This is a genomic window from Protofrankia sp. Cr1 (assembly GCF_963555865.1).
Classification (GTDB): Bacteria; Actinomycetota; Actinomycetes; order Frankiales; family Frankiaceae; genus Protofrankia.
Genome location: NZ_CAUVXO010000221.1, coordinates 1 through 8085, shown reverse-complemented (window position 1 = coordinate 8085; position 8085 = coordinate 1). Strand labels below are relative to the sequence as shown.

At 69.5% G+C, this 8085-nt stretch carries 6 protein-coding genes; 5 read left to right on the top strand and 1 reads right to left on the bottom strand.

Annotated features, from left to right (window positions below; all coding sequences use genetic code 11):
* The 4 genes from U9980_RS16785 to U9980_RS16770 all read left to right on the top strand — a co-directional run.
* Positions 1-1710: hypothetical protein (locus U9980_RS16785; RefSeq protein WP_322768776.1), on the top strand; the 1710-nt coding region annotated here is incomplete at its 5' end.
* Complete coding sequence (locus U9980_RS16780) at positions 1710-3266, top strand: hypothetical protein (protein ID WP_322768775.1); 1557 nt, start codon at positions 1710-1712, stop codon at positions 3264-3266. The genes U9980_RS16785 and U9980_RS16780, both read left to right, overlap by 1 nt.
* Complete coding sequence (locus U9980_RS16775; RefSeq protein WP_322768774.1) at positions 3238-4593, top strand: hypothetical protein; 1356 nt, start codon at positions 3238-3240, stop codon at positions 4591-4593. The genes U9980_RS16780 and U9980_RS16775 overlap by 29 nt, the downstream gene beginning before the upstream one ends.
* Positions 4590-5867, top strand: coding sequence for a glycosyltransferase family 4 protein (locus U9980_RS16770; protein ID WP_322768773.1), 1278 nt, complete (start codon positions 4590-4592; stop codon positions 5865-5867). Before U9980_RS16775 ends, U9980_RS16770 begins: the two co-directional genes overlap by 4 nt.
* A 226-nt stretch (positions 5868-6093) precedes the next feature.
* Here the strand turns inward: U9980_RS16770 and U9980_RS16765 are convergent, their stop codons facing one another.
* Positions 6094-7056, bottom strand: a complete 963-nt coding sequence (locus tag U9980_RS16765; protein ID WP_322748873.1) for a 4-hydroxy-3-methylbut-2-enyl diphosphate reductase — start codon at positions 7054-7056, stop codon at positions 6094-6096.
* Between the two features lie 128 nt (positions 7057-7184).
* On the opposite strand from U9980_RS16765, the gene xseA reads away from it, so the two are divergent.
* Positions 7185-8085: exodeoxyribonuclease VII large subunit (gene xseA, locus U9980_RS16760; protein ID WP_322768772.1), on the top strand; the 901-nt coding region annotated here is incomplete at its 3' end.

Below are 8085 nucleotides of genomic sequence, written 5' to 3'. Positions count from 1 at the left end.
GGGCTCACACTGACCATGACGGTGGGCACCACCGGCATCATCATGTGGGCGACGTCCCTTGGCGGCATCCGGGTGGACTCCCTCGGGGACTACGGCCTGCCGCCGGCCCTGCCCGTGCGCTGGTACGCCGGACTCGCTCTGCTGGTCATCGGACACGCGGGCGCGCTGTGCCAGCGGCGGTCGAGACCGTGGTTGCTCGCCGGTTTCCTCACCGCAACCGTGGTCGTCCTCTACGGGACGGTGCCACTGTGCGCGGACGTTCCACACTACCCATGGGTGTACAAGCACATCGGCGTCGTCCGGTACATCGACGTACACGGCAGTATCGACCCCGGAATCGACATCTACCATCGGTGGCCGGGATTCTTTGCGGTCGCCACGCTGTTCGGCCGGCTCGCCGGTCAGCGCAATCCGGTGACATACGCGGCCTGGGCCGAGGTTTTCTTTCCGCTCGTCCAGGCTGGCATAGTCGCCGCGACCGCGCGGACCCTGACCGGCCGTACCCGCACCGCCGCCACGGCCGCTTTCCTTTTCGTCGTCACAAACTGGGTGGGTCAGAGCTATTTCGCTCCGCAGGCATTCGGGCTCACAATGGGCCTCGGTCTGTATCTGGTCGCGCTGCGGTTCCTGGGCACCCGGCGGCCGACCGTCGAGCTCACCGCGGTTACCGGGAAAGCCGCGCGACGGACGGCCATCACGATCATCTGTATGCTACAGGCAGCGGTGGTCGTCAGCCACCAGCTCACTCCGTACCTGATCGTCGCCGGAATGGGCGCATTGAGTGTCGCGGGATACCTCCGGCCACGGTGGCTGACACTTGTGCTGGCCGGACTCGCCCTGGCCTGGCTCGCGCCGAACCTCGGTTACGTCGAGCACAATTTCGGCCTGCTCTCCGGAGCGAACCCGGTTGCCAACGCCACGAACGCGCACGTCCACGAGTTCTCCCCCCAGCCCGGAAAAATCTTCAATGCGCGCGCCGGGTACGCACTCACGGCCTCCGTGTGCTTGCTGGCCATCATCGGCGCCTGGCGTGGCCTGCGCCGGGGGGAACGCGCGGTCGGGATCGCGCTGGTGCTCGCGGTGGTCCCCGTAGGGATCGTGTTCGCCCAGAACTACGGCGGCGAGGCGTCGCTGCGGGTCGTGCTGTTCGCCCTGCCGTTCGCATCCGTTCTCGGCGCCCTCGCCCTCGAACCCACCGACGGCGGATGGCGCCTGCGCCAGATACCATCGGTCAGCATCGTGACCGGCGCTCTGGTCGCCATGTTCCTGCCCGCGTTCACCGGGCAGGAGGAAATCAACATCATGACGCCGGATACCGTCCGGGCCGCCGACTACTTCGACACCCATGCCGCAACGGGGTCTGTCCTCCTTCTCGCCGGCCCCGACTTTCCCCTCCGGTACGGCCCGAGATACCCGGAATTTCGGAGTCCAGGAAGTGATGACGACCCCAACCTGCTGCACGCGGTCAGGTTCCGCAACCGCCAGCTGGGCGCGGCCGACCTCGACGATGTCGTCGCGGTGCTGCGGCAGTACTCCACCCATGGGTATCTTGCGTTCGCGACCTCGCAGGACGTCTATGCCGATGTCTTCGGGCTCACGCCACCGGGAGCGTTGAACTCCCTGGAGGACGCGGTCGCGCGCTCGCCACGCTTCCAGGTTTTCTTCACCAGCCCGACCGCCCGCATTTACACCTACCAGGCAAACCGGTGATGACGGTCGGGCTACCGGCTCACTCCGGGAGGCGCCGGCAGCAGCAGCAACAGCAACAGCAACAGCAACAGCGCGACTACCGAAATCCGCGGCAGCGGGGCCGACACCGGGCGACGCGCGGAAACACGGTTTCGGCGAATGCCGTCCCTGAATGGCGATCCCCACGAACCCGCGCCCCGCGAACGGCCGCCCGGCGCGGTGTCCTCTACCGCAGCGTCCTTGACCGCAGCGTCCTGTACCGCAACGGACTGGCCCTGGTCGTCAACAGCGGGGTGTCCTCTCTGGTGGGGAGCGGGTACTGGATACTCGCCGCGCGCAGCGCCACCCCGACCACGGTCGGTGAGGTCACGGCCCTGGTCGCAGCGCTCAGTGCCCTGTCCACCCTCGCCCAGTTCAGCTTCGGCGGCGCGTTCGCGACGTTTCTCCCGAGCGCCGGGACATCCGCCCGAGCCCTGGTACTGATCGGCTATGGCGTGGCGAGCGGCGCAAGCCTGCTCCTGGGCACAGTGTTCGTGCTGGTAGCCCCCAGGATGAGCCCGGCCCTGGCAGTGCTGGGACGCCCCGGCGCGGCGATCGGCTTCACCCTGGCGGTCGCGCTATGGTCGATCTTCTCTTTGCAGGACAGCGTGTTGACAGGCCTACGTGCCGCAGTCTGGGTGCCGATCGAGAACGTCGCCTACAGCACCACCAAGCTCGCGACGCTGGCTACGCTGGCCGCCCTCGGGCAGTGCGGTGCGCTCGGGCTCTTCGGCTCGTGGGCGCTGCCACCTGTGGTCTTCATCGCGGGCGTCTCCTGGCTGCTGTGGACACGTCTGCTTCCACCGGCCAACGCCACATCGGCCGGGCCCAGAACCAGACCCAGACCCAGAGCCGCCAGGCTGCCGATCGGGGCTACGGCGGTGTTCCGCTTCCTGTCCGGTGACGCCGTCGGAATGGTCTTCGCCCAGATCGCGACGACCTTCCTGCCGGTACTCGTCGTGGTCCGGATGGGTTCAAACGCCGGTGGCGCGTTCGGCATCGCCTGGATGCTGACGGTGTCGGTCGACCTGATCACAGTCGGCATGGGGATCTCGCTGACCGTCGAAGGCGCCCAGCCCGGCGCCGACGTCGACGCCCTGCACAGGGCCTTACTGCGCCGGGTCCTGCCGGTGGTAGCGGCGGTCGGCGCCGCCGGCATCGCCGGGGCTCCACTGATCCTAAGGATCTTCGGGGCGACCTACGCCGAGCAGGCCAGCACCGTCCTGCGGCTGCTGCTCCTCGGCGGTATGGCCCGAGCCGTGACCGTGCTGGCCGTCTGTGCGGCGAGGGCGCGGCGCCAGGTCGGCCGGATCGTCATCCTGCAGGCCATTCCCGCGGTGCTCGTGACCACGGGTACCTGGCACTTCGCCAAGCCACTGGGGCTGGCCGGTGTCGGTCTGGCCTGGGCTGTCGCACAGAGCGTCACAGCGGTGGTCGCCGCCGCGCTCAGCCGCCGATCGCACCCGGCCAGAGTTCACAACAACAGAATCCGCGACAGTGGAGAAGAGGATGACCTTCATGCGTATGGCCGGTCGTGACCGTGCCTGGATAGGCCGGCGGCACATCATGCTCGCCGGCCCGGCCGAAATGCCGGACGTGACCGCGGTCCGGGTCGCCGCGGAGCAACTGTTCACCATGAAACCGGACCATCGGCTGTTCCGCAGGCTCGACCCGAGCTCGACAAAGTGGATACCGACCCCGGCGGGTGACATACGCCGCCACTGCGTGGCGACTATCGTTCCGATGGACGATCCCGATCAGGACGACCTCGCTGGCCATATCGAACGCCTCTACACATCCGCGGTGCCGACGCTGCCGTTCCAGATCTATGTCGGACGTCGGTACGCGGCACTGTCGATGGCCCATTGCCTCGGCGACGGCTGGTTGAGTACCAACGCTTTCCCCGCCCTGCTGCGCGCCGGCCTCGACGGCGACCCACCGGTGGCGCTGACCGGGGATGAGACGGCGCTGCCGCTGGCGCGGGCGCTCATCCGCTTCTACGGTCGTGATCCGCGCCGCCTACTGGCGACGGTGCGTGATGCACGGTCCAGTCCGCCGAAGAGCGCAGCTCCCGCCCGCACCGGGCGGATGCCGGCGGCGGCAGCCGGGAACGCTCCAAGCCGACCGGCCGACGCCGCGCCGGCGGTTGTCGCACGACGCAGCCCCGGGTCGACGCTGGCCGACATCCGCAGCTGGCGCGACGCGCACGCCCCCGACTCGACCAGCGCCGCCGTCCTGTTCGCCGCGGCCCGGGTCGCGTTCGACCGCTGTGGGCTGGGACCACCCGCCGGTGCCGGCGTGTTCACGCTGATCGACAACCGGCGCTTCCTGCCGGCCGACGCGACCGTCGCCGGCAACTTCGCGGTGGGTCTGCACATGGCCCCGGTCAATCCGGTCGATCCGGTCGCCATCAGCCGGACGCTGCGCCAAACGGTCACATCTGGTCGATCTCTGGCCACGCTATGTCTCATTGCCGTGCGCGGGTATCGACAACGGCTGCCAGCGGCATCGCTACCGACCGACGCCCACTCGCCGGCACATCCGTGCCTGGTGCTCAACCACCTGGGACGGGTGCCGCGCTTCGAACAGCTCAGCTGGATCGGCGGATCGGCGGGCGGGGATCCCGGCCCGGATGCCCCCCAGGTGTACTCGGCGTCCACGCCCGGGGGCAGCGACGTCATATCCGTGAAGTTCGTCGAGCTACGCGGCGCGGTGTCGGTCACCGCCACCTTCCACCCGTCGAGCTTCCCCCGGTCCGCTGTGGCCGCCGCGATCGACCTGCTGTGCGCCGGCCCGCTTGACCTGCTGACCGATCCGGGCCGCACGGTCACCGGCCCGTCGTCGGTGTCAGGAACAAACCGGTGACCACATCCACGACCGTCCTGGACCCAGCGACACCGCTGGCGCCGCAGGTGCCGATGGTGCCCCTGGCGCCGGAGCCGGCACGCTGCCGGGTGCTGGTTGTCGAGCAGGGTGAGGGAGTCTGGGGGGCGCAGCGTTATCTGCTGCGGCTCGCGCCGCTGCTGCGCGACCGTGGCGTCGAACAGATCCTCGCGGCCCCTGCCGGCAGTGCGACGGCCGCGGCATGGCGGGCCAGCGGACTGTTGCACGTCGTGCTGGCCGCGCCCGACGACCGCGGGATACGCACACCGGCCGGCCGCCTCAGCCCGGCCAACGCGGTCCGGGAGCTTGGGCGGACCGCCGTCCTCGCCCGACGCACCGCCGCACTCGCGCGCCTGCTCGACGTGGATGTCGTGCACGCGAACAGCCACTGGTCCCATCTGGAATGCGTGCTGGCGGGTCGGCTGGCCAGCCGAGCGGTTGTCCTGCACCTGCATGAGGAGAACGAACCGGATCTGATCGGGCGGCTGCGGGGTCTGGCGGTACGCGGCGCCCAGGCGTCGGTCGCGGTCAGTGACGCGGTGGCGGCGTCGTTGCCGCCCGAGGCAGCCCGCCGTACCCAGGTGATCCGCAACGGGGTGGACACGGATGCGATGCGCCCGGGAGCCGCCGACCCCGAGATACGTGCCCAGCTGGCGGCCGATCCGTCCGCCCCCGTGGTACTGGCGCTGTCCCGGCTCGACCCGCGCAAAGGCGTGGACACCGTCATCCGAGCGGTAGCCGCGCTACCCGGGCGATTCGCCTGCACTCAACTCGCCGTCGCGGGCACGCCGAGCCTCGATCCGGCGCACGCGGGGACGCTGCGCGAACTCGGAGCCAGCCTGCTCGGCCTGCGGATACGTTTCCTCGGCCCGCGCACGGATGTCGCGGACCTGCTACGGGCGTGCGACGCCCTGGTGCTCGCGTCCAGTCTGGAAGGTCTACCGCTGAGCGTTCTGGAAGCACAGGCCTGTGGAACACCGGTTGTGGCGTTTCCGACAGCCGGGATTCCGGAAATCGTGACGGACGGCGTGACCGGGCTGCTCGCCCGCACGGGGGACGTCGATGATCTCGCCCGTCGCCTGAGCGAGCTGCTCGGCGATCCTGCTCATGGCCGGCGGATCTCTGCGGCTGCCCGCGCGAACGTGCTCGCCCGCCATACCCTCACCCAGCAGGCCGACAACCAGGCGGAACTGCTGCACTGCCTGATGGCGGCACGGCATCGGGCCGGGCCGGGGCGCCAGCCATCCAAGCAATAAGAGCGCCCGGCAATAGAGGCGTGGATCAAGGAGCGGGGTCGGGGTGCGTAGATCGCGAGGCGGAGGAGGGAGACACCCTGGTTGCGGGTGTCGACCGACGACAACGACGCGAGGTGCGTGCCCCGGCCCCGCGACGCCGCGTCCCTATTGCCGGGCGCTCTAAACCCCGGGGCCTTGCTGGCCACAGGGCGTGCGAGAAAACCACGATCGCACGCCCTTTGGCCGGCTAGGCGCTGGCCGCCCGCTCCCGGGCCCGGATTTCCCGGCGTAGCTCGGGAGGTAGTGCGAACAGTAGATGCTCCTCGGCCGAGGTCACCTGCTCGACATCGTCGAAACCGCGTTCGGCGAGCCAGGCGACAACCTCGGTGACCAGCTCCTCAGGAACAGAGGCCCCACTGGTCACGCCGATGGTCTCGACCCCGTCGAGCCAGGCCGGATCCACCTGGCTGGCGTCGTCCACCAGGTAGGCCGCGGGCACCCCGTGGTCGAGGGCGACCTCGACCAGACGCACGGAGTTCGACGAGTTCGGCGACCCGACCACAAGGATCAGCTCAACCTGGCTCGCGATCTCCTTGACCGCGACCTGGCGGTTCTGGGTGGCATAGCAGATGTCGGCACTCGGCGGCCCCTGCAGCAGCGGGAACCGCTCACGCAGCGCGTGCACCGTCGTCTCGGTCTCGTCGACCGACAGAGTGGTCTGCGAGAGATAGGCGACTCTGGACTCATCGCGAACCTTGACAGCCGCCGCATCTTCCACGCCGTCCACCAGGTGGATGCGGTCGGGCGCTTGGCCCGTGGTACCGACAACCTCCTCGTGACCTTCGTGGCCGATGAGGAGGATGTCGAAGTCCTCCTTGGCGAATCGGCGTGCCTCGCCGTGAACCTTCGTCACGAGCGGGCACGTGGCGTCGATCGTTCGCAGTTCCCGGGACCTCGCCTCCTCATGGACGGACGGTGCGACACCGTGGGCAGAAAACACCACGGTCGCCCCGGCAGGAACCTCGTCCGTCTCGTCCACAAAGATCGCGCCCTTTGCCTCCAGCGTCTTGACGACGTGGGCATTGTGCACGATCTGCTTGCGCACGTAGACGGGAGCGCCGTACAGCTCCAGCGTCTTCTCGACCGTCAGCACCGCTCGGTCGACACCAGCGCAGTACCCGCGCGGATTGGCCAACAGGATCCGCCCCATGCCCGGAAGTCTACGCGGCCCGACACCTGCTGGAGGGCCGAACGATAACCGTCACACGCCGGCAACCTGCACGGACACCGGGAGCGGTTTGTGCATGGATCGACGGTTGAAGTCGTTACGGTGGCCCGGTGGCACTCACCTCCTCGCCGGAGCAGCCGCTACCGGTCCGCACGATTTCCCGGGCGATCGGGGACTGGGTCAACCGGCTTGGCCGCGTATGGGTGGAAGGACAGCTCACCGAGATCGTCCGCCGGCCCGGCCTCGCCACCGTCTTCCTCACCCTGCGCGATCCCGTCGCCGACGTCTCGTTGCGGCTGACCTGCCCGCGAGCCGTGTGCGAGGCGATCGGCGCCGGCCTCGTCGACGGCGCCCGGGTGGTGGTCTGGGGCAAGCCGTCCTTCCACCCCGCCCGGGGGACCCTCGCGCTCGCCGTTGTGGAGATCCGCCCGCTCGGAGCGGGCGCCCTGCTGGCACGGCTTGAACAACTTCGCGGCCTGCTCGCGGCCGAGGGGCTGTTCGCCGCGTCCCGCAAGCGCCGACCGCCCTTCCTCCCGCGGGCCGTCGGACTGATCACCGGACGGGCGAGCGCGGCCGAGCGGGACGTGGTGGAAAACGCCCGCCGCCGCTGGCCCGCCGTGCGGATCGTGCAACGCGAGGTGGCGGTCCAGGGACCGCTCGCCGTCGGGCAGGTCATCGACGCGTTGCGTGAGCTCGACCGCATCCCCGAGGTGGACGTCATCGTCATCGCCCGGGGCGGTGGGTCGATGGAGGACCTGCTGCCGTTCTCCGATGAGGCGTTGATACGGGCCGTGGCCGCGGCGACCACCGCGGTGGTGTCCGCTATCGGTCACGAGCAGGACGCGCCCCTGCTCGACTTCGTCGCCGACGTCCGCGCATCCACCCCGACGGACGCGGCAAAAAGGGTCGTGCCGGACGTCGCCGAGCAGCGCGCGCTGGTGATCACGTTGCGCGACCGGTCACGGCGGGTCATCGAGCATCGGCTGCACCACGAGGAACGCGGACTGGTCG